The sequence below is a fragment of the Alistipes sp. genome (assembly GCF_048465575.1).
GTDB lineage: Bacteria > Bacteroidota > Bacteroidia > Bacteroidales > Rikenellaceae > Alistipes.
This window is the reverse complement of sequence record NZ_DBFWLG010000034.1, coordinates 42,977-65,268: the sequence shown is the minus strand read 5'-3', so window position 1 is coordinate 65,268 and position 22,292 is coordinate 42,977. Positions and strand designations below refer to the sequence as shown.

Annotated in this window: 20 protein-coding genes and 1 tRNA gene; 11 read left to right on the top strand and 10 right to left on the bottom strand. The window is 62.4% G+C overall.

Annotated features, from left to right (window positions below; translation table 11 throughout):
* Positions 1-5: 5 nt before the first annotated feature.
* Both ACMQ11_RS09020 and ACMQ11_RS09015 read left to right on the top strand, forming a co-directional pair.
* Positions 6-560, top strand: a complete 555-nt coding sequence (locus ACMQ11_RS09020) for an NUDIX hydrolase (protein WP_418992437.1) — start codon at positions 6-8, stop codon at positions 558-560.
* A 45-nt stretch (positions 561-605) separates the two neighbouring features.
* Positions 606-1,283, top strand: coding sequence for a DUF421 domain-containing protein (locus tag ACMQ11_RS09015; protein WP_418992436.1), 678 nt, complete (start codon positions 606-608; stop codon positions 1,281-1,283).
* A 31-nt stretch (positions 1,284-1,314) separates the two neighbouring features.
* On the opposite strand, the gene ACMQ11_RS09010 is transcribed toward ACMQ11_RS09015, so the two are convergent.
* Positions 1,315-1,998, bottom strand: coding sequence for a nitroreductase family protein (locus ACMQ11_RS09010; RefSeq protein WP_418992435.1), 684 nt, complete (start codon positions 1,996-1,998; stop codon positions 1,315-1,317).
* A gap of 85 nt (positions 1,999-2,083) precedes the next feature.
* On the opposite strand from ACMQ11_RS09010, the gene ACMQ11_RS09005 reads away from it, so the two are divergent.
* On the top strand, positions 2,084-2,914 hold the full coding sequence (locus tag ACMQ11_RS09005) for a 4Fe-4S binding protein (RefSeq protein WP_418992434.1): 831 nt from the start codon (positions 2,084-2,086) through the stop codon (positions 2,912-2,914).
* 154 nt (positions 2,915-3,068) lie between these two features.
* Here the strand turns inward: ACMQ11_RS09005 and ACMQ11_RS09000 are convergent, their stop codons facing one another.
* Entirely contained in the window at positions 3,069-3,503 is a 435-nt protein-coding gene (locus ACMQ11_RS09000) for an Hsp20/alpha crystallin family protein (RefSeq protein WP_418992433.1), read from the bottom strand.
* 198 nt (positions 3,504-3,701) lie between these two features.
* Between ACMQ11_RS09000 and ACMQ11_RS08995 the strand changes: the two genes are divergently transcribed.
* The 3 genes from ACMQ11_RS08995 to ACMQ11_RS08985 all read left to right on the top strand — a co-directional run bounded on the left by ACMQ11_RS08995 (position 3,702) and on the right by ACMQ11_RS08985 (position 6,379).
* Entirely contained in the window at positions 3,702-4,259 is a 558-nt protein-coding gene (locus ACMQ11_RS08995) for a Crp/Fnr family transcriptional regulator (RefSeq protein WP_418992432.1), read from the top strand.
* 229 nt (positions 4,260-4,488) lie between these two features.
* On the top strand, positions 4,489-5,853 hold the full coding sequence (locus tag ACMQ11_RS08990; RefSeq protein ID WP_418992431.1) for an MATE family efflux transporter: 1,365 nt from the start codon (positions 4,489-4,491) through the stop codon (positions 5,851-5,853).
* Positions 5,854-5,863: 10 nt separating this feature from the next.
* Positions 5,864-6,379 carry an N-acetyltransferase family protein gene (locus ACMQ11_RS08985; RefSeq protein WP_418992430.1) on the top strand — a complete coding sequence of 172 codons (516 nt, stop codon included), beginning with the start codon at positions 5,864-5,866 and terminating at the stop codon, positions 6,377-6,379.
* Positions 6,380-6,382: 3 nt separating this feature from the next.
* Here the strand turns inward: ACMQ11_RS08985 and ACMQ11_RS08980 are convergent, their stop codons facing one another.
* Together ACMQ11_RS08980 and ACMQ11_RS08975 are read right to left on the bottom strand one after the other, a co-directional pair.
* Positions 6,383-7,132 (bottom strand): DUF3307 domain-containing protein, encoded by a 750-nt coding sequence (locus ACMQ11_RS08980; protein WP_418992429.1) that lies wholly within the window; start codon positions 7,130-7,132, stop codon positions 6,383-6,385.
* Positions 7,132-7,770 (bottom strand): hypothetical protein, encoded by a 639-nt coding sequence (locus tag ACMQ11_RS08975; RefSeq protein WP_418992428.1) that lies wholly within the window; start codon positions 7,768-7,770, stop codon positions 7,132-7,134. Before ACMQ11_RS08975 ends, ACMQ11_RS08980 begins: the two co-directional genes overlap by 1 nt.
* 168 nt (positions 7,771-7,938) lie before the next feature.
* On the opposite strand from ACMQ11_RS08975, the gene dinB reads away from it, so the two are divergent.
* On the top strand, positions 7,939-9,003 hold the full coding sequence (dinB, locus tag ACMQ11_RS08970) for a DNA polymerase IV (RefSeq protein WP_418992427.1): 1,065 nt from the start codon (positions 7,939-7,941) through the stop codon (positions 9,001-9,003).
* Here the strand turns inward: dinB and ACMQ11_RS08965 are convergent, their stop codons facing one another.
* Positions 9,004-9,639: a nitroreductase family protein gene (locus ACMQ11_RS08965; RefSeq protein ID WP_418992426.1), complete on the bottom strand. Its 636-nt coding sequence runs from the start codon at positions 9,637-9,639 to the stop codon at positions 9,004-9,006.
* Positions 9,640-9,796: 157 nt separating this feature from the next.
* Here ACMQ11_RS08965 and ACMQ11_RS08960 point away from each other — a divergent pair, with 157 nt between their 5' ends.
* Genes ACMQ11_RS08960 through ACMQ11_RS08945 form a run of 4 tightly spaced genes read left to right on the top strand, consistent with a single transcriptional unit; the run spans position 9,797 to position 13,737 of the window.
* The gene (locus ACMQ11_RS08960; RefSeq protein ID WP_418992425.1) at positions 9,797-10,393 is read left to right on the top strand and encodes a hypothetical protein; all 597 of its coding nucleotides are present in this window, start codon (positions 9,797-9,799) and stop codon (positions 10,391-10,393) included.
* On the top strand, positions 10,390-11,082 hold the full coding sequence (locus tag ACMQ11_RS08955) for a hypothetical protein (protein ID WP_418992424.1): 693 nt from the start codon (positions 10,390-10,392) through the stop codon (positions 11,080-11,082). The genes ACMQ11_RS08960 and ACMQ11_RS08955 overlap by 4 nt, the downstream gene beginning before the upstream one ends.
* 19 nt (positions 11,083-11,101) lie before the next feature.
* Entirely contained in the window at positions 11,102-11,995 is an 894-nt protein-coding gene (locus ACMQ11_RS08950) for an SDR family oxidoreductase (protein ID WP_418992423.1), read from the top strand.
* An 11-nt stretch (positions 11,996-12,006) separates the two neighbouring features.
* A complete protein-coding gene (locus ACMQ11_RS08945) occupies positions 12,007-13,737 on the top strand; it encodes a hypothetical protein (RefSeq protein WP_418992422.1) in 1,731 nt (576 codons plus the stop codon).
* A 172-nt stretch (positions 13,738-13,909) separates the two neighbouring features.
* On the opposite strand, the gene ACMQ11_RS08940 is transcribed toward ACMQ11_RS08945, so the two are convergent.
* The 5 genes from ACMQ11_RS08940 to ACMQ11_RS08920 form a co-directional block, all read right to left on the bottom strand.
* Positions 13,910-13,982: transfer RNA gene (locus tag ACMQ11_RS08940), tRNA-Phe, on the bottom strand.
* Positions 13,983-14,179: 197 nt separating this feature from the next.
* Entirely contained in the window at positions 14,180-16,324 is a 2,145-nt protein-coding gene (locus ACMQ11_RS08935) for a hypothetical protein (RefSeq protein ID WP_418992421.1), read from the bottom strand.
* A gap of 29 nt (positions 16,325-16,353) precedes the next feature.
* On the bottom strand, positions 16,354-17,265 hold the full coding sequence (locus ACMQ11_RS08930; RefSeq protein ID WP_418992420.1) for a hypothetical protein: 912 nt from the start codon (positions 17,263-17,265) through the stop codon (positions 16,354-16,356).
* 31 nt (positions 17,266-17,296) lie between these two features.
* On the bottom strand, positions 17,297-18,907 hold the full coding sequence (locus ACMQ11_RS08925; protein ID WP_418992419.1) for a RagB/SusD family nutrient uptake outer membrane protein: 1,611 nt from the start codon (positions 18,905-18,907) through the stop codon (positions 17,297-17,299).
* Positions 18,908-18,937: 30 nt separating this feature from the next.
* Complete coding sequence (locus tag ACMQ11_RS08920; RefSeq protein WP_418992418.1) at positions 18,938-22,099, bottom strand: SusC/RagA family TonB-linked outer membrane protein; 3,162 nt, start codon at positions 22,097-22,099, stop codon at positions 18,938-18,940.
* Positions 22,100-22,292: the final 193 nt, after the last annotated feature.

Here is a 22,292-nt window from a genome sequence, read left to right as displayed (position 1 = left end):
AGGCCATGAAAAATCCCGAAAAACGCGGCTGGAAAGTCCTCCGGAGCGAATACCTCGCCCGCAAACCGTGGTTCACCGTGCGCCACGACAGCCTGGAGGGACCCGACGGGCAGCTCGTGCCCGACTACTACGTCTTCGAATACCCCGACTGGGTGAACGTGATCGCCACGACGCGCGAGGGAAAGATGGTCTTCATCGACCAGTACCGCCACGGGCTGGGCGAGACCTCGTACGAAATTCCGGCCGGCGTGATCGAACCGTCGGACGCCTCGCCCCTCGAAGCCGCGCGGCGCGAACTGCGGGAGGAGACCGGCTACGGCGGCGGCGCGTGGCGGGAGCTGACGGTGCTTTCGGCCAACCCCGCCACGCAGAACAACCTCACGCACTGCTTCGTGGCCGAGGGGGTCAAGCTGCTCGGCGCGCAGCACCTCGACACGACGGAGGACATTCGCGTACACCTCTTCACGGAGGAGGAGGTGCTCGACCTGCTGCGCGCGAACGCCGTGCGGCAGGCGCTGATGGTCGCGCCGCTGTGGCGCTATCTCTGCGAAAAACGCTGATTTGCCCGGTATTTGCAGGTTGCACCATAAAAATCCGCAACCGCCATGTACCTCTCCATCGCACTAAAACTGCTGGTCGGCATCGTCTGCATCATCCTCTTCCTGCGCATCTCGGGCAAGACCCAGATGGCGCAGCTCACCCCGCTCGATTCGGTCAACTCGTTCGTGCTGGGCGCCCTGGTCGGCGGGCTGATTTACAGCCCCCAGACCCCCGTGTGGTACCTCGTGTTCGCATTCGCCGTGTGGACCGCGGTGAACGTCGCGTTGCGCTACCTGATGCGCTTCCACCACATTCGCCGCGCCATCCGGGGCGACACGGTGATGATCGTGCGCGACAGGAAACTGGTGCTCGGTGAATTCCGCCGCAACGGGCTCGAGATGGAGCAGTTCCGGACCCTGCTGCGCGAGAACGGCATCTTCTCGATGTTCGACGTGGACGACGTGCGTTTCGAGACCAACGGCCGCATCACGGTCACGCGACGCAACGAGCCGCCCGAATCCTACCTGCTGGTCAACAACGGCAAAATCATGGACGGGGCGCTCGAACGCAGCGGCAAGACGAAACGCTGGCTGTGCAGGGAGCTGTGCAAGGAGGGCTACCCCGATCCCGAGAAGCTGTTCTGCGTGGAGTGGACCCCCAAACGGGGTTTCTACATCGCCCCGATGGAGGAGCGACGGCGGCATGGCGGCAAGAAACAAAAAGTTAACCCCGTGGCGAACTGAGCGACCCTCGTCGGGGCCGCTCTTATCCATTCTATTTGCCGACGCTCTGCGCCAGGGCGAAGAAATAGCGCTCGGGGTCGAGGCCCAGCGTCCCGAGCAGTTCGGGCGAAGCGCTGCCGCGGGTGATCGAGCGCAGGCCGTGGCCGGCCGTGTAGAGGTTGACGTTCTCGGCATAGCCCGCGGCGTCCTGCCCGGCCAGGTAGCGGGCCTGTTCGGCGGGCATGCTGCGCCTCTCGTAGACCTCGAGGTCGGCCACATAGACCAGGTTCAGGGGTGCCGTCGCCACGAACGGCTGGGCACCCGCCACGGCCCGGTGGTCGCCCCCGGCGACCCGCTCGAGTGCCTGCGAGCGGGCGTCGTAGCGGTAGATGCCCTCGGCGAAGAACGCATAGACGCGCAATGGATAGAGCGCCAGCGCGGAGGGCGCAGTGAGGTGGTCGTCGGCCGGGCGGTTGATGCCTGCGGCAGCCCACAGCACGCCCGAAAGCTCTTCGAGCGAGAGCTGCTCGGGGGAGTACTCGCGCCACGAACGGCGGTTCTGCAACGCCCGGTTGATGCTCAGGCCGGCCGTCGTGTCGGGCTTCACCAGTTCGATGCGCTCCGAGAAGCGGATCCCGGTGCGCTTTTCGGAGGCCTTGTCGGCTGCTGTCGGGGAGGCTGCGCCGCCGCAAGATGCCAGCAGCAGGGCCGCGCAGGCCAGAAAGGGTGTTCTCATTTTTCCGATTTTTAGGTTGTTTGCCGTAAATATACCGATTATCCGGGAAAAAAGGTATCTTTGACCAACAAAAATCGCTGGAAAGATGGAACCGACAACCGTTTACGCCGCCTGGTTCTCGCCGACGGGGACCTCGAAGAGAATCGCCGAAGCCGTGGCCCGCGGCCTGGCGGGCGACCGCGCTTTCAACTCGCTCGATGCGACGCACGCCGCAGTGGCGCCGCCCGCATTGGGACCCGACACGCCGGTGGTGCTGGCCGCCCCGGTCTACGGCGGACGGATCGCACCCGTGGCGCTGGAGCGGCTCGAAGCCCTGCGCGGGAACAATACGCCCGCAGTCGTCGTGGCCGTCTACGGCAACCGGGCTTTCGACGGCGCCGTCGCCCAGCTGGCCCGGTTCGCGGCCGGGCGGGGTTTCGTGCCCGTGGCGGCAGCGGCTTTCGTCGGTGAACACTCGTACAGCTCCGAGACGACGCCCATCGCTGCCGGGCGGCCCGATGCGGAGGACCTCGCCGCGGCCGATGCGTTCGGGACCGCCGTACAGCGGAAAATCGCCGCGGGCAGGGTCGCAGCGGTCGATGCATCGCGGCTCCGCACGCCCCGCACGCCGCTGTGGCCGATGCTGCGCTTCGCGGCGTTCGTCGTGCGGCTGCGGCGCCGGCAGAAGCGGAACCCGACCGTGCTCGTGCCTGCGGGGGATGCCGAGCGCTGCACCCGGTGCGGCCGCTGCGCGGCGCTCTGTCCGGTCGAAGCCATTCCGAACGGCGAGTTCCTGCACACCGACCCGGCGCGCTGCATCCGCTGCAACGCCTGCGTCAAGGGGTGTCCGTTCGGCGCCCGGACCTACCCCACGCCTTTCGCCGCCGCCCTGGCGCGCAATTTCGCACGCCGCAAACCGCCCGTCACGCTGCTGTGAGGCACGCCGACCGAACGCAGGGAGGTTCGCGTCGCTTTCCCGCTGCGGTTTTTTCGGACAGTGTCCTTTCACCTTCGAACCGGACAGCCTCCCGGAATCGAAAAAACGAGCCCTCCCGGCGGGGAGAGCTCGTGCGCATGCGGATCAACAAGAATTACTCGATCTCGATCTGGCGGGCGGCGGTGGCCGTCTGGTCGATCTGCTTCTTGGGAATTTCGATAGTCATCACGCCGTTCTCGACCCGGGCCGAGATCTTGTCGCGCTCGACGTTGTCGGGCAGCAAAAGGCTCTGCTGGAACTGCGTGTAGGAGAATTCGCGGCGCAGGTAGGTGCCCTTTTTCTCGGGGTTCTCCTCCTTGTCCTCCTTTTTCTTCTCCATCGAGATGATCAGCTCGTTGTCCTCGTTGATGTGGACCTTGAAATCGTCGCGGGTCATGCCCGGAGCGGCCACCTCGACCTTGTAGCACGTTTCGTCCTCGAGGATGTTGACGGCCGGGGCCGTGCTGTTGCGGTGTTCGAGCCATTCGGAGCCCAGCAGGTCGTTGAAAATGCCCGGCAGCCAGTTCTGATTGCGTCTTGCAGGTGTCATAATTTTGTCCTCCTTGTTTTATATTGGTTTAACGTTTTCCCGTCTGACCGCCCAGCAGCGGAGCGGCTTCATATATCGAACGGTCAAATCCTGTGCCAGCGGACAGAAAATGAAAAATTGTCATCTTTTGACACAAAATCCGTCATGCCGGGATGACAAGTTGACCGGACAGTCTGCAAAAATGGCTATCTTTGCCCCATGGATTTCAGAGAAAGACTCGTCGCCGACCACGCGCTGTCGCCCCGCAGCGCGGACCTTCTAATGCAGCAGGCCCAGCGCAGGGAGTATCCCGCCCGCGCGGAGGTCGTGCGCGAGGGCGAGCGCAACCCGTGGGTCTGGTTCGTCGAAGCGGGCGCCGTGCGCACCTATGTATTGCGCGAAGCGAAATGCGTGATTCTGCAATTCGCTTTCGAGGGCGAGGCGGCGGCAGCGGGATTCGGGAGTGAAAAGTCGGCCCGCTACACGATCGAAACGCTGGAGCCGACGACGCTGGTGCGCTTCCCCCGCGAAAGGCTCGAAGCCCTCTTCGCCGCGGAGGCCGAGCTGGCGAACTGGGCGCGCCGAACGGTCGAACGCACGCTGCGGTCGCACGAGGACTATTTCGCCGACTACTGCTGGATGGACAAGGGCCGGCAATACGAGCGGCTGCTCGACGAATACCCGCAGCTGCTCCGGCGAGTGCCGCTCAAGGACCTGGCTTCGTGGCTCTTCATCACCCCGCAGACGCTGAGCCGCATCCGCGCGGAGATCAAATAACGTCGCGAAACGCCCTGCGGCCGCGTACGAAATTATCATATGTCAATTTTCGTTCTCCGGAAAAGCCCTATTTTTGCACCCGAAATAATTGAAATGAACTGCGACCCCTCGAATGGCTCGGGAATCGAGAACGTACTTGCTCGCAAGGGAGTCGGGATCAATCGACTTGCGATCCTCGACCAGGCTCGGGATCGCTCCCGGGCAAAGCTCGGAGTTCGAAAATGAAAGTATGAAACGGGACGAAATCGATTTGCGGGGAGCGGCCGTGGGCAAGCTCTTCAGGCGCTTTCTGCTGCCGACGGTGCTGGGGATGGTCTTCTCGGCGGTGTTCATCATCACCGACGGCATCTTCGTCGGGCAGGGCATCGGCAGCGACGCACTGGCGGCCGTGAACCTCGTGGCGCCGCTCTTCACGCTCGGCACCGGGCTGGGGCTCATGTTCGGCATGGGCGGTTCGGTCGTGGCGTCGATCGCCCTGGCGCAGGGAAAACGCCGCACGGCGCAGATCAACGTGACGCAGGCGGCCTTCGTGCCGACCCTGCTCATCCTCCTTGTGAGCGCCGCGGTCATCCTCCTGCGCGGCCCGGTGCTGCGGCTCCTGGGCACGCCGACCGAACTGACAGCCCAGGCCGGGGAGTACCTCACCTGGTTCACGATCTTTCTCGCACCGCTGGCGCTCTTCAATATCCTGATGTTCATCGTGCGGCTCGACGGTGCGCCCCGCTTCGCCATGAGCTGCAACATCGCCGCCGCACTGCTCAATATCGGGCTCGACTACCTCTTCATCTTCGTCTTCGGATGGGGGCTGACGGGCGCCGCCGTGGCGACGGGCATCGGCTATATCGTCGGTTCGGCCGCCATGCTGCGGTACATGTTCCGCCGAAGCCGGACGCTGCGGTTCGTGCCGCTGAAAATCAGCCGGCGCAGCGCGCGGCTCACGCTGCGCAACCTGGGCTACATGTCCTACGTGGGGTTTCCGGCCCTCTTGAGCGAGGGCGCGATCTCGGCGCTGATGGTCGTGGGCAATTTCACGTTCATCCGCTACGTGGGCAAGGACGGCGTGGCGGCGTACAGCATCGCCTGTTATGTCTTTCCGATCATCTTCATGGTCTACAACGGCATCGTGCAGTCGGCCCAGCCCATCATCAGCTACAACTACGGCGCCGGCGAACCCCTGCGCGCACACCGGGCCTTTACGCTCTCGCTCCGTGCCGCTGCGCTGTGCGGCGTGGCGGTCTTCGGCTTCACGTGGCTCTGGGGACGGGGGCTGGTCGGGCTCTTTTTGCCGCCCGAGGCGCCGGCCTATGCGCTGGCCGTCGCGGGACTGCCCTACTTTGCGGCGGGGTATCCCTTCTTCGGTATCAATGTCGCCACCATCGGCTACTACCAGAGCATCGAGCAGGGGCGGCTGGCCACGGCGCTGACCGTGCTGCGCGGGATCGTGCTGATGATCGCCGGCTTTCTCCTAATGCCCCGGCTGCTGGGCGTCGCGGGTATCTGGCTGGCCGTACCCGCCGCCGAGGCCGTCGAGTCGCTGCTGCTGGCCCTGCTGCTGAGGCGGCAGCGGCGGCGCAACAACCGATTTTTTTCGTAATTTCGCACGCATGGAAGAGCAACTGTTTCGGTTCCGCACGGCGATGTCCCGCGACGAGCCCGCCATCCTCGCAATCATCCGGCAGGCGCAGGCCCGGATGCGGGCGGCCGGAAGCCCGCAATGGCAGGACGGCTACCCCGCGGCCGAACACATCGCAGCCGACACGGTGCGGGGCGCCGGGCAGGTCGTGTGCATCGGAGAGAAAGGCGTGATCGCTTACGGGGCCGTGATTTACGACGGCGAGCCGGCCTACGAACGGCTGGAGGGCCAATGGCTCACTCGCGGGCCCTACGTGGCGGTGCACCGGCTGGCCGTGGCCGACGGGTACACGGGCCGAGGCGTGGGCAGCGCGTTTCTGCGACAGGTCGAAGAGGAGGCACGGGCGAAAGGTCTGTGCGGATTTCGCATCGACACCCATACCGACAACCGCTCCATGCTGCGGCTGCTCGAACGGCTGGGATTCGTTCCGTGCGGAAAGGTCCGCTACGAAAGCGGCGAGCGGCTGGCGTTCGAGAAAGAGCTCTGATCCCTACAACACCTGCACCAGCAGCATCCCGACCAGCGAGGCTACGGCGAAGCTGGCCAGCGTGCCGATGAGCACGTACTCGGTGATCCGGATCTGCTTGGCCTCTTTCAACTCGCCGAAGCGGAAGATCGATTTAGCGGCCAGCAGAAAGCCCACGCCCGCGATGTTGTCGGTCAGGATGAATGTCAGAATGAGCACGCGCTCGAGATAGCCGATCCATTTCCCGGCCTCGGGCAGTCCCTTGTCGGCCTCGTCGGCAGGCACCCACTTGCCGATGAAGAGCGTGAGCAGCACCGAAGCGGGTTTGAGTACGAGCAGATAGGCGGCCGCGACGGCCCAGAAGCGGTAGGACGAGCCCCACTCTTGGAGCAAGAGCCGGCAGACGGAGGCGTCGGAGCCGATCAGAAACAGCCACACGAGGACGATAACCGCCAGGTGGAGCAGCTGGTCGGCGAGAAAGGCCGTGACGCCCGGCTTGCGGAGAGTCGATTTCAGGCCGTCGATCAGCAGGTGGCTGGCGAAAATCACCACCGGAATGCCCCAGGCGCGCCACTCCCCCACCAACACATAGGCCAGCGCCGCATGGATGAGGCTGTGGAGCAGCTGGCAGCCCATGCGTGTAGCACGCCCGACGGGATTGCCCTGCCGGTCGAGGCCCCGCTTGCCGCACTCCATCCCATCGGTCTGGAGGATGAAATCAGCGAAGAGGTGGGCGAAAAGCAGGCGGATGAGAACGGCAAGGTGGAGTGCCATCATGGCGCGATTTTACGGGAGACGAGCAGTTCGTAACGTTCCAGGTAGAGGCGGATGAGCGGCTCGCGGCCCGCGCCCAGCAGTTTACTGACATTTTGCCCCGACTGGCTGAGGACCGCCGCGATCTCGCGCTGGTTCATCGGATGCAGGAGCGAGAGGTAGAGGGCCGGGGACTGGCGAGGCGTCCAGCCCGAGATTACGTCGTCGGCAAAGGCCGTGCTCACGCGCAACTCGTCGTTGACCTCCGGCCACGGCGTGCGGACGGCCAGCCTTTTTTTGCCCAGCTCGTCGAACTCCCGGCCGGAGTTGCGGAAAGCCGGGCCGTCGGAGGTGGCCACCTCTCCAGAAGCGTATTCGATCTCGCCGACACCCACCGCAAGGCGTGCATCCCACCTGCTCTTTTCCCGGTCGGGGGTGTTGCATCGCAGCCCGGCACGCAGCAGCACGGCGATCCGCAGCGCCTGCACGGGATCGTCGACCAAAATCTGGAAACTGTCGCCCCGATACAGTTCGATCTTCAGGTCGCTCAGCATCTCCAGTTCTTGCGCCGTCTTGCGGACGGCCTCCAGCAGCCGGGTCCGCAGCGCGGGACCCACGGCCGTGGATCGTACGATGTCTCCCGTGATGACTCCTTTCATGTTCGATACGCTTGGACTGCCGCAAATATACTATTTTTTTCGGGCATAGTACAACTCATAACAGTTGAAAATGTAGAAACAACTGAAAACAGTTGATGCGGTCGGCGCGAAAGCGTATTACCTTTGCGGTGATAACGGGCTCGGAATGCAATTTGCCCGCAACACGTCATGCCGCAACGCAAGATCATACATATCGACATGGATGCGTTCTACGCCTCGGTGGAGCAGCGCGACCGGCCCGAGCTGCGCGGACGGCCCGTCGCCGTGGGGCACGACGGGCCGCGGGGCGTAGTGGCTACGGCCAGCTACGAAGCCCGCCCCTACGGCGTGCATTCGGCCCTCTCGTCGGCCGTGGCCCGGAGGCGCTGCCCCGATTTGCTCTTCGTCGAGCCGCGCTTCGAGGTTTACAAGGCCGTCTCGCAGCAGATTCGCACCATCTTCGGCGACTACACCGACCGGGTCGAACCCCTCTCGCTCGACGAGGCCTTTCTCGACGTCACGCATGTGCGGTCGGCCACGCTCGTCGCCCGGGAGATCAAGGCCCGCATCGCGGCCGAGACCCGACTGACGGCTTCGGCCGGCGTCTCGGTCAACAAGATGCTGGCCAAGATCGCCTCGGACTATCGCAAACCCGACGGGCTCTACACCATCCCGCCCGAGCGGATCGGGGAGTTCGTCGCCGCACTGCCCGTCGAGCGCTTCTTCGGCATCGGCGAGGTGACGGCCCGCAAGATGCACCAACTGGGAATACGCACGGGCGCCGATCTGAGAGCATGGGACGAGACGGAGCTGGTGCGCCATTTCGGCAAGGCCGGGCACAGCTACTACGGCTATGCACGCGGCGTGGACGAGCGGGAGGTGACGCCCGACCGGGTCCGCAAGTCGCTCGGCGCCGAGACGACTTTCGAGGAGGACACAGACGACCGGGAGCGGCTCATTAGGGAACTGGCCGCCGTGCGCGAGGAGGTGTGGAGCCGCTTGATACGGCACGAATTCCGGGGCAAAACCGTGGTCCTGAAACTCAAGTTCGCCGATTTCCGCCAAATTACGCGCTCGAAGACGCTGCCGGCGGCGGTGGATACGGCCGAGATATTGCGCAGCGTCTCGGAGGAGCTGCTGGCAGGGGTCGATTTCGGGGGCCGCAAGATCCGCCTGATCGGCCTCACGGTGGGCAATACGCCGGAAGCCTGCACGGAGTGCGTGCAGCTGCGGTTCGATTTCCGGGAGAAATAGCTACTTGACAATCAGCTCTTCGAGCCGGATTTTGGGGACGTAGTGGACACCGTCGCGGCGGTAGTAGGCGCGGTCGTCCCCGGCGCCGATCTCCGTCAGGACGATCCGCTCGGCGCCCCGGCCGATGGCCACGACGAGCAGCGGCTCCCACTCGAGCGCGAACTCCCGCCGCACCCGCTCGCGGTCGAAAGCCCCGATGCAGATACCGTTCAGCCCGATCTCGACCGCCTGGAGCAGCATGCTCTGGGCCGATATGCCCACGTCCATATCGATCCAGCGGTCCTCGGGGAGCGTCGAGCAGACGATGATGAACGCATTGGGCTCGGTGCCCGGCAACGGCAGATGCAGCTCGGGCAGGGCCCCGCCCAGCCGGATCGCCGCCAGCAATTTCGGCGCCTCGTCGCTCAGCACGGGCCGGAAGCGCAGCGCCTGCCGGTTGCGGGCCGAGGGGATGCGGGTGTTGACCGCGATGATGCGGCGGAGCTGGTCCTCGCGCACCGTGTAGCTCGGGTCGTAGCCGCGGTAGCTGCGGTTGCGCAGCAGCAGGCGCTCCAGCGTCGCAGCGGGTTTGCGCGCCGAAGCCTCCTGCCGGGTGCGGTAGTCCGCCATTTTTTTGCCCAGATAGTCGTCTGCCATGATTCGTGTGTCGATTTGCACGCAAAGATAGGATTTTTTGCGAAAGAACGCACATCCCGGCGGCATCCGCCTCCACAAAAAGAGGGCTCCGGAGCGGAGCGGATTGGACTGTTTTTTGCATGTTTCGGACTGTCCGGTACCATCCGGTCCAACGCACATGCCCCGGGAACTGACATTTGTGATCGAACGCAGGAAATTCCAGGCATCGCCCCTGAAGATCGACCGCCGCAAACTCTACGGCTGGACCGAGATCGAAGCCACGGACGATGACGGGGAGCCGTGCGAGGTGGTCTCGGCCGACGAAACGGGGCGGCTCATCATTCCGCGCGGCGGCACGGCCGTGGGGCTGCTCTCGCCCGACGGTCGCTGGGTCGAGCGCAGCGAGCTGAAAACCGTCACCGCGGAGGGGCATCCGGCCGAGCTGCTGCCGTCGAGTTTCGACACCGACATCGCGCTCGACAAGCGGGTGACGGCCACCGAACTGCTCGACCACGACATCACGGATTTCTACCTGCTCTCGGATGCGCCCGACGAGCTGGTCCGACGGGTCGGCGGCGACATCTACACTTTCCGCTACTGCTACACGGCCGAGTGCGAGGGCACGCCGGCATTCGTGCTCGCCACCGGGGAGGGGCTGTTTCTGCTGCTCGGCCGGCGGCTGCAATTCGACATGGTCGGCTACGAGGAGCCGGGATTCATCGACGAGGAGCCGGACGACGAGGACGAAGCGGTGGATTTTGCCATGTTCGGATGATACGCGCCATCCACATATCCAACGACCGCAAACGCGACGCGCAGGTGGCTTTCGACGCCCGGGCGGAGGCGAGCACCCTGCGCCGCGTGCTGCCCTCGGGCGAAGAGCCCCTCGGCGTGCGGCTCGTCAAGACCACGGGCGAAAGGGAGCGTGCGCTGCGGGAACAGTACACCTCCGCGGAGTTGCTCCGTGCCCTCGAGGAGGAGGACCCCGACGTGGACATGGAGGTCACGGGGCGCAAGCTGCGCCGCACGCGGCGCCTCTTCGTGGACCGGGAATACGCCATCGCCTACCACGTGAATCTGGTACAGGTGGTCCGCAACCCCGACGGCTCGGAGCGCGAACGGCGCGACCTGACCAAGGTGCCGGGGAACGTCAACCAGCCCATTCCCCTGCGGTGGACCGGACGCATGTACCCGCGCGAGGAGGCGCTGCGGCGCTTCGTCTTTTCGCGCAACTACCAGCTGCGGCACGTCAACGGCGCGACGTTCGACCTGCTCTACGACATGGCCCGTCAACTGGCGCGCGCGGATGCGATGGTGATGATCGGCGCGGGCCGCAAGGGCACCGACCCGCTCTTGCTCAGCCGCGGAGGCCAGCCCTACCGCGGATTGCTCGAAGGCCGCATCGAAAGGGAGAGGTACTGTCTGATCCTCCACCTGACGGACATCGAGCTGAAAGGATTGTAAAATTTAAAAAAACTTTATTATGACACAGAATGATACTTTGATTCATCCCGGCCAGAAATACCACAGCGGGGAGTTCCCGATGCAAAAACAGGAGGCGCCGGGCCTCCAGTCCCGCATGAAACCCGTTCCGGACTGCGGGGAGAAGAGCTACCAGGGGCACGGGCGACTCGCGGGCCGCAAGGCCCTCATCACGGGCGGCGATTCGGGAATCGGGCGCGCCGTGGCCATCGCATTCGCCCGCGAGGGCGCCCAAGTAGCCATCAACTACCTTACCGAGGAGCAGCCGGACGCCGACTCACTGGCCTCGCTGCTCCGCGACGAGGGCAAGGAGCTGACGATGCTGCCGGGAGACTTGCGCGAAGCGCAGACCTGCCGCCGGATCGTCGAAGAGGCGCACCGGGCGCTGGGCGGGCTGGATATTCTGGTGCTGAACGCAGGCGTGCAGCAGGCCGCAACCGACATCACCGAGATCACCGAAGAGCAGGTGGAGCGCACGTTCCGCGTGAACGTCTACGCCCCGCTCTTCATGGCGCAGGCCGCCGTGCCGCTGCTTCCGTCGGGCGCCTCGATCGTCATCACGGCCTCGGCCGAATACTATACGCCCAACAAGCTGCTGCTGGACTATGCGGCTTCGAAATCGGCCGTGACGGCATTCGGCGTGGCACTGTCGAAATACCTGCTTGAGAAAGGCGTGCGCGTGAACAGCGTATGTCCGGGTCCGACCTGGACGCCGCTCGAGGTATCGGGCGGAAACCCCGACGAGGACATCCCACGCCACGGCGTCGATACGCCCCTCAACCGGGCCGCACAGCCCGCCGAAATGGCCGGTATCTATGTCTTTCTGGCTTCGGACGAAGCCAGCTACATCACGGGCGAAATCTACGGCATAACCGGCGGGCTGAGCGGAAAATAACCCCTTTGCGCATGATCCTCTACGAAGACAAACTGCGCCCGGTCCACGGCTACGAGGAGGGCAAGGCCGACAGCATCGACGCGGAGTCGTCGGCCGAGGCGCTCTCCTACAAGCGGGATTTTCTCAAGCATTTCATCCCCATCGATGCCCGGCAGATCGCAAGCCGCCTGGCCGGAGACCGCTTTTACGTCACCCGCAAATACGACGGCGAGTATGCGTTCATCATCCATGACGGCGGCGTGACCGTGACGGTCAACCGCTCGGGCCGCGTGCGGCGGGGCATTCCCTCGATCGAGGAGGCCGGGCGGCTGCTCGACGCCGCGGGCATTCGCCGGGCGATGCTCGGAGCGGAGATTTACGTCGACAAGGGCGGCGGCCGGCGCGGGCGGCTCAACGACCTGCTGGCGGCGCTGGCCGACAAGAAGCGCATCGGAACGCTGCACCTGGCGGTCTTCGACTTGGTGCAGCTGGACGGGCGCCCCTGGCGGGGCGGCTACGGAGCGGCCTGGGAGAAACTGCACGCGGTTTTCGGCAGCGGGGAACGGGTCCGTGAGGTGGAGATGCAGGTTGCAGGCTCGGCCGCCGAGGTGCTTGCCATCTACGAAAAATGGGTCGCGCGCGAACACGCAGAGGGGCTTGTCGTACGGGGCGACCTGCCGGTAGTTTACAAGATCAAACCCCGCCACGCAATCGATGCCGTGGTCGTCGGATTTTCGGAGGGCACGGGAGCCGAGAAAGGGCAGGTGCGGTCGCTGCTCCTGGCCCTGATGCCCGCCGAGGGGCGCTACCAGGTGATCGGCCGTGTGGGCAGCGGGATGGTCGAGGAGGTCCGCGAACTGCTCTTCGACCGCCTGTCGCGCCACGTCTTGTCCTCGGAATTTATCGAAACCGACGCCAACCTGGTGGCATTCCGGATGGTGCGGCCCGATACGGTGATCGAACTGACGGTCGGCGACCTGTTGTACGAAACCGAAGCGGGGCCCAAGATGAATACGCTGCTCGAGATCCGCGACGGCGGCTACCGCATCGCCGGGACGGTCGAGGGCGTGAAATTCCTCGCTCCGGTGTTCGTGCGCATCCGCACGGACAAACGGGCCGACGCAGGGGACGTGCGGCTGACGCAGATCGAACGGTTCACGCGGATCGACTGGCAGCCAGCCGCCATCGAGCCGCCTCCGCCGACCGAACTGCCGCGAAGCACGCTGCTTTTCAGGGAGGTATACCGGAAGACGGTGGGCGAAAAAACGATGCTTCAGAAATACATGATCTGGAAGACCAACAAAGAGCAGACAGGTGAGTACGCGGCCTACGTGCTCTATGTGATGAATTTCTCGTCCCAGCGACAGGAGCCGCTCCAGCGGCAGGTGAATGTCTCCGACAGCCGGGAGCAGATCCGCGAACTGCTCGCCCGGGCGCTGGAGAAAAACATCAAGAGCGGCTGGCGCAAGGTCGCATCGCTCTCGCGGCCTTCGGGAACTGCACCGGGTGCGGCTCCGACACCGGCTACGGCTGCGAGGTCTATTGCGGGGTCAGTTGCGGGGTCAATTGCGGGGTCTGGCTTGAAGCAGGGGGCCGGGGCTGGATCAAAGCCGGGGTCGACTGCGGGTTCGGTTTCGAGAACCAAGCCGAAATCGGTTGCGGGTTCTTCCGCTTCTCGGTCAAGATCGGGGTCGGGGTCGGGGTCTACCTCGGCTTCGGCTCCGACCCGCCGACGCGAAAAGGCGAAAGGAAGCGTCCGCTGACTCGAATGGACAGAAAAATAGCACTCGCCAGTTCGATCGACGAGACGATAAATGGACGGGATGACCGAATGGTTTAACACCCGGTTTAAACCGGAGCCCGGAATCGAACGGAAACCGCCTCGAGATACAGAAAGATAGCGATTTGCAAAATTGCAAATCGCTATCTTTCAAGTGGTACCACCAGGAATCGAACCGGGGACACAAGGATTTTCAGTCCTTTGCTCTACCAACTGAGCTATGGCACCATCCGCGAATAATGACGGCAAGAATCGGGTCTTTTCGTATTATCGTGGTGCAAAGGTACTGAAAATTTTCGATTTTGCAAATTCACCAGCGAATTTTTCCGTTTTTCCCCGTCCCGGAACGGGGTATATCCCATACGCCGACCACAAAAAAGTCCCGCCACAGAGGGCGGGACTGCAAATTAATCGGATAAAAGCGGCTATTTTCTCGTCAGACTGATATTGGCCGGAATATCGTAGTTGACGGGTGTCGAACTGTCGTACGAAGAGTAGAATGCGTAGCCCGCAACACTCGGGGTCTCATCGCTGGCCGGCAGCAGATTGAGCCCAGCTTCGGTGACGATGATTTTGAGCGGCGTATTTTCGGCCGGAACACCTGCATCGAGGTCCATCGTTGCGAACGACAGGGCGAACTCGCGGTCGGGTTTGCCCGCGCCTGTCGAGGGGAAGACGATCTTCTGGGCGAGCGTCTGCGGGTAGATCAGCACGTAGCCGCCCACCTCGTTGAAGATGCCCGTGAGCTTGTCCTTGCCCTTGTAGGAGGCGCCATCGAAGAAGAAATCGCCGTTCGCGGCGCCCGAGAAAAGACCCGTGATGACCACCTCGCTCTCAGCGGCACCACGCTCGATCGAGACGTCCTGCGGGCCGATCTGCTCTTTCACGCCGGGATAATAGGCTGCATCTTCACCCAGCATGATATATCCGAAATTAACGGCTTCCATTGCGTATTCACCGCAGAAATCGTCGATCGAAATCGTGGGAGTCGCGGATACCTGCTCGGCGAACGAGCCCAGCGAAATGCGGCGCGTCGAGGTCGTAAAGCCGGGTTCGGGCTCCGGTGCGGGTTCCGGTGCGGGGGTGGTCACTTTTTCGAAGCGCTCGCCCTCGCCCACCTTGCCCGATGGCCATACGAATGCGGGATCGTCGGGGTCCGGAACACTCTTGTCGATCTCTTCGCCCGAACCCGGATCGTCGTCCGGATTGTCCGTCGGGGTATTCGGGGTCTGGGTAACCTCGAGCATGTAATACTCCACGCTCAGATCGTATACGCCGTTCTCGACTTTCGACGTGCCCGAACCGGGACCCGCCAGAACCATCATGCCCTGCTGGAGGATACCCGTAGGCTGGTCGGCGGGAACGGTCACCTTGCCGTCGTTCACGAAGAACGCCAGGCCGTAACCCGCCTGTCCGAATGCATCGGGGATGTAGAAGAGCCCCTCCTTGTCGTAGGACATTTGCACTTTCACGTCCGCGCCTGCAATGGCAGGAAAGCCTTTGGAGGTGAAAGTGGCCTCGCTTATATCTTCGTAGGAGAAATCGGCATTGTAGTCGGTGGCGATTACCCACTCCGAGTCATCCACAAATGCGTTTTTCGTCCAGTTGAAAATCATGCCGAAAGGACCGTAAAGACCGCCTTGAAAGGAGAAAAGAGTAGTCATGTAATAGTTATGATCCACCGTAGAATTGCTGTCGAAGCTGCAATGGCCGCTATACCCGGGCTGAAAATTGGCCGTCGCAAAAACGCAAGTTCCCCCGGTCAGGAAATCCACGACCTGTCCGCCGTAAAGGAACGAGCCCTCTTCCTGCGCTCCGGCGGCCATGCCGTAGAAATTCCAGTCGGCAGCCCCGTCGTTCTTGTTTTCGTCGTTGAACTGGAAGACAAGGTGCTCGCTGTTCTTGTAGGCCTCTTCGAGGTCCTTGTTGAACGCCTCCTCGTCCCCGCCGTATCCGTCGGCGATGACGGCTTCGGCATTTTCTTCCATCATATAGGCCGCAAATCGCGGAATGCGGTAGAAATTCGAACCGGGTTTGCGCTGCAACGGCACGGTCGCCGTATCGGGCAGACCGAAGAGAGCACTGTACGCTCCGATCGTGAGCCTGCCCTCTCCCGCATCGTCCCATTCGGGGTAGAAGACCGTCGTGAAAGCGAGTTTCGAAGCGCCGTAGACCGAGTAGTTTTCGGGCGCCTTGACCGCAGCCTCGAATGCGTACTCCTTTTCGGTCTCGATCTGGCTGAACTTGAACAGCACGCGCAGACGGGCTTTCTCTTCGCCGTCGGCGAAGACGGCCTGGGTCGGCACGGTAAAGAGATTCTGGGCCCCCTCGGTCATGCAAGCGGCTTCGACATCGACCGTCAGCGCCCCTTGGGTGTTGTTGCGGTAGAGCCAGAACGAGAGGCTCGACTGGTTCTCCTCCAGCTCGTAGGTCGCGGGTGCCGATTCGGAGAAATAGAGCTTGAGCCCTTTCTCCCGATCGGCCCACTTGTACTCCTCGTCGTCGGTGCAGGCCGCGAAGAGTGCAGCGACACCCATGAGAAGAAAGATTTTGGTGAGTATGTTTTTCATAATCATGCTTTTTTACATTAGACACTGCGCTAATTGCCCTCCTTGAAAGAGATCGTCATGGCGACGGGAGCCTCCTCACCCTCGGGACCCTCCAGAGCGAGTTCTTCGCCCCAGAGCACGTAACCCTTCAGGGTGTAGGTGCCGTCCGCACTGCGCTCGAAAGAGCAGCCCGGCAGCGAGGGGTCGTACGCGAAGCCGATCTCGCCGTGCTTCTGGTCGTCGAATCCCGACATGACCGTCGAGGAGACCACGCCCCGCGGTTCGCCCGAATCGGGATCGAGACGCACGATGAGGTTGCCGCTCTCCTGAAAATCGAAATCCATATCCCAGGCAAAGAACCAAAGCGCCGGAATGACAAAGAGGTCGGTATTGGGAATGTTGAGCAGCATCCCGCTGCCCGTCTGTCCCTCCTTGTTGAGGCTGGTCTCGGTGATGTCGAACGCCCCGACGGGCGACCAGTCGCCGTAGCTGCCGCGCAACAGAGACAGTAGCGAGAGCGAGGTGTCGAAACACTCCTTGTCGATGACCTGGACCGTCTGTCGGCCGGCCCCCTGGGCCAGCACCGTGGTCGAGACATAGCCGATCAGGTCGTCCGCGGGCTCCGTGCCGTCGCTGTTGTCGGGATTGGCCAGGTAGTCGATGGCCGCGCGGCCCTCGTATTTCTCGCCCTCGGTGCGCACGCGCTCGAGGTAGGCGGCCTCGCCGTTCTTCGAGATGAATGTATCGCGGTAGGGGGTCGGGTCGCTCAGAATCCAGACCGTCTCCACCCGCGTGTTGGGTACGGCGCGGAAACCGACCTGGTAGGTCTTGGCCGAGCTGTCGTCGTAGACGGTTACCACGGGCGACGCGCTGTCTCCGCCCGCATAGTTCTCCTCCTCGGAGCAGCCGGTAGCCAGCAGAACCGTCACCAGGGCCGCAGCAAGATAGATGGTATTTTTCATAATCTCTGACTTTACGATTTGTGATTGACTTTTACTCCTCCCACGGGGTCACCTTGCCCGTCGGATCGGGGTTGTTGTCCGCCGCCGTGATGCCGGAATTGGAATTCATCTCCCGGATATTGATGCAGAAGTTGAACCAGGGGGCGATGCCGTCGGTGTTGAAGCGCGTGGCGTCGTAGTGGTTCGTGCCGGCATAGCCGCGCTCGAGGCCCTTGTCGAGGCGCTTGTAGTCGAAGAAGACGATGCCCTCGCCCCAGAACTCGATGCGTTTCTGCTGCAAAACGTTCTCCGAAAGGCTCTTCGAGGAATCGTAGGTGTAGGCGGGATCGCGATAGGTCTTCACGAATGTCTCCAGGAGCGACTGTCCGTTGCCCGTGCCGGCCAGTCCGGCGGCTTCGGCTTCGATCAGGTACATCTCCTCGATGCGCATCAGCGGCACGTCGACCGCGGCGGCGATGTTGAAATCCTCGGTCTCACCCTGCCTCGGACGGAACTTGATCTGCGTGTAGGGGTTGAGGTTTTCGCGCGCCCACTCCTCGCCCAGCAGGGCCGCCGAGGCGTTGCCGTAATCGGGTGCCATCCACGAACCCTTGCGGAAATCGGTCGCGGGGATCGACTCGTAGAATTTCCGGTCCACGCATTTCTGGGGGCTCTCCTTGCCGGCCGCCAGCGCATAGCCGAACGAGCACTCCGAAGACATCATCGACACGAAATTGCAGATACCCGTCGACACGACACGGTCCTCCTTGGTGATGTTGACACTCCACATCCACGACGACTGCGAGGTGCTGCTGTTGAAGCCGGTCGCCTGGCTGGTCCACTCGGCCTCGGTGAGCGGATGGTATTTCCCGCCGGCGATCACCTTGCGCGCATACTCAGCAGCCTTTCCGTAAGCCTCCTTGTCGTTGAAGCGGCCGCCCTTTTCGAGGTAGAAGCGGGCCAGGAGCCCCTGCACCACCGTCACGTCGGGCGTATTCTTCGCCGGACGCGAATAAGCGGCCAGCTCTTTCTCGGCGGCGATCAGGTCTTGTTCGATCAGATCGTAGACGGCACTGGTCGCGGCGCGCGGATTGTTGCCCGCCTGGGCCTCGGTCGTGGTCTCGAGGATGATGGGCACGGCCACGTCGGTCTTGCCCGAGGTGTAGTTGTTGGTCTTGAAATCGTACATGCGCACCATGTCGAGGTAAGCCAGCGCACGGTAGGTGTGGGCGATGCCTGCGAATTCGCCCTCGGACTTGATCGCAAGAATCGAGTTGGCCAGGTAGACCAGTTTGTAATAGAAAGTCCACATGAAGCGCGAAGCCGCATAGTCGCCGCTCAGGTTCTGGTTGGTCTCGAAATTGACGAACTGGTGGTAGGCCGAGGTATAGGTGGCCATGTCGTTCGACATCAGGTCGCGCATCATCAGGATGGCCGGGTAGCCGAAATCCCAATGCGACTCCTCGTTGACGGCGAAATCGAGCGTGTTGAAGACGGTCATCTGGGCGTTGAGCGACGAGACCATAGCCTGCAGGCCGCTCTCCGAACCGCCGACCTGTCCCGAGGTCGCCGTATCGTCCTCGGGGAATGTCTCCTTGATGCAGCTCCCGAGTGTGAGCGCGGCGATCAGGGCGACGCAGAAGATGATGATATATTTTTTCATATTGTGCATTTCTTTAACAGGTTTGACCGGTTAGAACTGAATGTTGATACCGCCCGAGATGGTGCGCACGGGAGAGTACTTTTCCGCACTGGTCTCGCCCGTATAGGTCTGCCGGGGATCGAGCCCCTGCCGCTTGGACCAGTACCATACGTTCTCGCACGAGAGGTAGACGCGGAGCTTTTCGACCAGGAACTTGCGGGTCCATTTCTGCGGAAGCGTATACCCGACATTGATGTTCTGGATATTGAGGTAGCTGCCGTCCGTCAGGAAGCGGTCCGACATGCTGGCCGAATACTGGTCGCCCAGCTGGTAGCGCGGGATGTTCGAGGCGGTGTTGGTCGGCGACCAGGCCTTGAGAATATCCCGGTGGACGTTCGAACCCGTCTGACCCGACCGGGGCGAGGCCATGGACATGGCGTAGCCCGAGTCGTAGACCAGCCCGCCCACCTGGTAGGTGAAATTGATGCCCACGTCCACGCCGAAGAATGAGAAATTGGTGCCGAAGCCGCCGAACAGGTCGGGATCGGCCGCGCCGCACTTGTAGTAGGAGGCCTCGGAGTAGGCCGTGGTGGTGGTCATGCCGCCCTGGCCGTCGTCCTTGTACCACATCGACTGGCCCTGCTCGTCGACACCGGCAAACTTGTACATGTACCACGTATTGAGCGGGTCGCCCTCGCCGATCCAGTAGTTGCCGCTCTGGAAGCCGCCGTTCTTCTCGGGCGGGAGCTTCTTGACGCGGTTCTTCATGTGCGTCATGTTGACGTTTACGTCCCAGCGGAAATTCTTCAGCTGGACGGGCGTGCCGTGCAGATCCAGTTCGAGACCCTTGTTGACCATGTCGCCGATGTTATCGACGTACTCGTTGTAGCCGATCGACAGGGCCACCGGACGCTTGAAGAGCATGTCCGTGGTCTTGCGGTAGAAATAGTCCACCGTACCGCCCAGGCGGCCGTCGAACAACTCGAAATCGACGCCCGCATTGAGGCTGCCGTTGGTCTCCCACGTGATGTCGGGATTGCCTTTCGACTTGAAGAGCACCGAGACGTTGCCGTCCGAGGGCTTGATGTCGTAGAGGTCGGTATAGCGGTAGGCGCCGATGCCGTCGTTGCCCTGCGAACCGTACGAAACTTTCAGCTTGAGCATGTCGACCCACGACGCGTTGAACCAGCTCTCGTGGCTGATGAGCCACGCGGCGCCCAGCGACCAGAAGTTACCCCAGCGGTGATCGGGGTGGAAGCGCGACGAGGCGTCGCGGCGGTAGGAGCCGCTGACGTAGATGCGCTTGTCGAAATCATACTGTCCGCGGAAGAAATAACCCTCGGTGTTGTACTCCGTTTTAACGGAGGTCGAGTTGCCCTCGGTGACGGCGCCGCCGAGCTCCGTATTGTCGGGCGAAAACATGTTGCTCTTCGAGGCGTAGGTCTCGGAGGTGCGGTAGTTGAAATACTCGTGTCCGGCCATCAGCTCGATCGAGTGCTTGTCGTTGAACGTCTTGGTGTAGTTGATCAGCTGCTGGAGGTTGTACGAGAACTCGCTCAGGTGGTCGATCGTCACCACGCCTTTCGACGAGGCGTACTGCCCGTAGAAAGGGTTGGTCACCATGTTCCAGCGCGTCTCGTCGAGGCTGGCCGCACCGTTGATCGTTACTGTCAGCCCCTCGTAGAGCTTGAACTCGGCGAAGCCGTTGCCGCTGAAAGCGTTGCCGATCCCCTGCCGCTTGTCGAGCATGTTGGCCGAGATGGGGTTGGCGCTCGACAGCACCGGACGCGCCAGCCCGGCGTTGTCGCCCATACCGTAGTCGTAGCGCTTGTAGCCGCGCTCGTCGATCAGCACGTTGCCCTCCCCGTCGCGGATGTAGACCGGGTAGATCGGGCCGATGCGGCTGGTGAATGCGAAGAGGTTGCCCGACGAGGCTTCGACGCCCTCGTCCGTGAGCGAGTTGTGGACGAAATGCGAGTAGCCCATGTTACCGCCCACTTTCAGCCACTTTTTGGCCTGGTAGTCGGCCCTCAGACGGGCCGTGTAGCGGGTAAAGTCGGAGTTGTTGACGATACCGTTGTCGTCCAGGTAGCCCAGCGAGGCGTAGAACGATCCCCGCTCGGACGAACCCGAGATGCTCACGTTGTACTCCTGGCGCAGCGACGAGCGGAAAGCCTCGTCGTTCCAGTCGTCGGGCGTAAGGTAGTAGTCCTGCCCCTTGTAGCTCACCTTGCGGCCCAGCGTGGCGTTGGGGTTGACCTTGCCGTCGGTGCCGATGAAATACTGCCCCTCGGGCACGGTGTATACCTGGTAGCCCAGACCGTACGAACCGGCGATCAGGTTCTGGTTGGCCCACAGGTGGGAGTCGGCAGCCGACTTGTGCTGCCCCAGGTAGGCGTAGTTGTAGAGGGCGTTGTAGTGCGTCTCGTAGAACTGGGCCGGGTCGTCGATGTAGTCGTACTGCTTCAGCGCGCGCGAATTGACGCCCCACTTGGCGTCGATGTTGATGACCGCCTCGCCCACCTTGCCTTTCTTGGTGGTGATCATCACCACGCCGTTGGCGCCGCGGGCGCCGTACAGGGCGTTCGAGGTGGCGTCCTTCAAAACGGTCATCGACTCGATGTCCGACGGGTTGATGTTGGCCAGATCGCCCTCGTAGGGCATGCCGTCCACCACGTAGAGCGGTTCGGTCTTGGCCGAGATGGAGCTGATGCCGCGGATGTGGATCACGGGCTTCGAGCCGGGCTGACCCGAATTGTTGGCCAGCTGCACGCCGGCCACGCGGCCCGCCAGCGACTGCGCCGCATTGCCGGTCTGCGTCTTGGCGATCTCCTCGCTCTTGATGACCGTGGCCGAACCGGTAAAGGCCTCCTTTTTCGTCGTACCGAACGCCACGACGATCACGTCGTCGATGGCGTGCGTATCCTCGGTCAGCGTGACGCGAACCGATGTTTTGCCTGCAATGGGCACCTGCTGCGCCTCGTATCCGATGAACGAGATCACCAGGGTGCCGTCCTCAGGCGCCGAGATGACGAATTTACCGTCCGCTCCGGTGGTCGTGCCGACCTGGGTGCCTTCGAGCAGCACGGTCGCACCCGCAATGGGCTTGCCGTCGGCTCCCGCAACTGTACCGGATACCTGCTTGTTCTGAGCGAAACCCGCTGCGCAGATTCCCAGAACAGCAATTAACGATAGTACAATTTTTCTTACCATAAGCGTTAATGTTAATTGATTTTTAAAATAAAAAGTTCGTAACAAAGATATGGCTTGTTGAAATTAGAAACAAATAATTTTTTAAATAAATTTAGCAATGTGTCAGATCGTCATGAGAGGCCGATTTACACTTACAGATTTCCGGAATAATTGCAGATGTGCTTACAATTCACAATGCCCTTTTTCGGCGATT